Origin of the sequence: Candidatus Megaera venefica, assembly GCF_034554655.1 — a bacterium.
Taxonomy (GTDB): Bacteria; Pseudomonadota; Alphaproteobacteria; order Rickettsiales; family Rickettsiaceae; genus Megaera_A; species Megaera_A venefica.
In genome coordinates this window covers 1-1,940 of the sequence record NZ_JARJFB010000227.1, presented here as the reverse complement: position 1 = coordinate 1,940, position 1,940 = coordinate 1, and the positions used below count along the sequence as shown (strand labels likewise).

The window sequence follows — 1,940 nt, the reverse complement described above, 5'->3', positions numbered from 1 at the left end:
CTATGGCTCATTTTATGATCAAATTCGAAGGGAGAATTTAAGTGCCTATAATCGAATTTACACAAATAGATGGAAAGTCTCAAGCAATTAACTTTGCCTAAGGCAAATCATGAGTAAATTCTGAGTTTTTGGCATCCTAACACCAAAATTTTACCTTCTTGGCAAAAAAATAGCTCAAAAAATGAATGTGCGGTGATTTATTTTTGAAATTCTTGAAATTATATCAAAAATTTAGAGTTTTGACGGAGAGACTCATTAGTATTTTTCATGTTATGATTAGCTATTTGCTGCATATCGTGAACAAGGTCACTATATGTCCTGACACTGGTTTGATAGTTGTGTTCAAAAAACTTACGCTGAATCTCAATAAAATCAGTTGCGGTTTTACATTTTAAACACTCTCTACTTAGGCCTAAGTTGTTTTCAAAAGAATTATTAAGATTATCCGTCAAATTTTTTATCATTTTCTTTGCAAGGTCAGCAGATTCACTATGGCCCGGTGCACCCGAAGCAAACGTAGAATTAGCGGAATTTATAAAGTTAGTAACACCTTGCTTCATATCATCAACGAAATCTGATTCAAGTAAGTTAGCCCCAAGCACGCCATCTAACGAACCAAACAATTTATTCGGCTTATCACTCTTGTTCTTAGCTTGCTTTTCACTATTCTTATTATCATTCATACAGTTTCTCCTAAATCAAAATAATACACAACGTACTATTTTACGGCATTTTGTTTTCTTGCACAAATTTATTTACTGTCGTATATCTCTATATTTGTTAATATCTGTGGTTTTAAAGATTTTGTTAGTTCTATAAGGATTTATATCAACCCCACCTCGCCTGGTATATTTGGCAAAGATTGTCAATTCGACTGGCAAGCACTGCTTCATAATATCATGAAACATATGTTCAACACACTGCTCGTGAAACTCACTATGGTTTCTAAAAGAAATAATATATTTCAACATTGCTTCATGGTTTATTCTTCTTCCCTTGTATTTGATTTGCACTGAGGCCCAGTCCGGCTGATTTGTTACTAGGCAGTTTGACTTCAAGAGATTAGAATATACTGACTCTTCTACAACCATATTGTCATTAGTTAGTTTTAGTAAACCAGAATTAACTTTGTATTCGCTGACTTCTATGTCTAGTTGGTCAAGACATACACCCTCAAACATAGATAACTTATCACTAGAAAACTCGTTTAAAGATTTTACAGATACATGTGTGTTTGAATTAGTTACACGATCTAGATCAGCTTTAAGTATCCCAAGCACTTGGTTCTCATCAATAAATTTTGTCCCAGTATAAGAATTAAGGTAAAGCTTAACTGACTTTGATTCTACGATATTTTCAGAATCAAAAGGAACAAAGAATTGTAATATCCTAACTTCTGGTTTACCCTTTTGATTCAGCCATGACAATTCGTAACAGTTCCAAAAATCACCGCCGCTAAATGGCATGTCTTTAAATATGCCAACTTGTTCTCTGCCTAACCTTCTTGGAATACTTACTAATAGGTCTTTATCATAAAGATCAGAGTATTTAGTCTCTTTACCTAAAGACAAATTTAATTGCTCTTTCACTAGTCTTACCCCCCAAAAAACTTATTGCCAATATCTACCATTAGAAAAAACAGTGTTAATTTATAATAGTTTAATTTTAAAGCGGGCTATGCATCATATGTTACTAGTGAGCATAAATGAATCTTAGAAATTGGCGTATTACAAATTTAACTGATTTTACTATATAATTTTTTAACCATACAGTAACCTTGTTTTTAATAAATTAATACTATTTTCCAGACTATTTTTTTCCTGTTTAGTCAGCAACGCAGGGGCCTGTTCTATACAAATAATTAGTCTCTCCGTCAAAACTCTAAATTTTTGATATAATTTCAAGAATTTCAAAAATAAATCACCGCACATTCATTTTTT

2 protein-coding genes are annotated in these 1,940 nt (G+C 32.4%); both read right to left on the bottom strand.

Going from position 1 to position 1,940, the window contains the following annotated elements; all coding sequences use genetic code 11:
* Positions 1-218: 218 nt before the first annotated feature.
* On the bottom strand, positions 219-683 hold the full coding sequence (locus tag Megvenef_RS09210; protein WP_322777628.1) for a hypothetical protein: 465 nt from the start codon (positions 681-683) through the stop codon (positions 219-221).
* Positions 684-755: 72 nt separating this feature from the next.
* The gene (gene queF, locus Megvenef_RS09205; RefSeq protein WP_322777627.1) at positions 756-1,589 is read right to left on the bottom strand and encodes an NADPH-dependent 7-cyano-7-deazaguanine reductase QueF; all 834 of its coding nucleotides are present in this window, start codon (positions 1,587-1,589) and stop codon (positions 756-758) included.
* Positions 1,590-1,940: the final 351 nt, after the last annotated feature.

What these genes read in the sequence shown, in the direction of transcription:
- Megvenef_RS09210 (WP_322777628.1), bottom strand. Translation starts at nt 683, where the DNA reads ATGAATGATAATAAGAATAGTGAAAAGCAAGCTAAGAACAAGAGTGAT.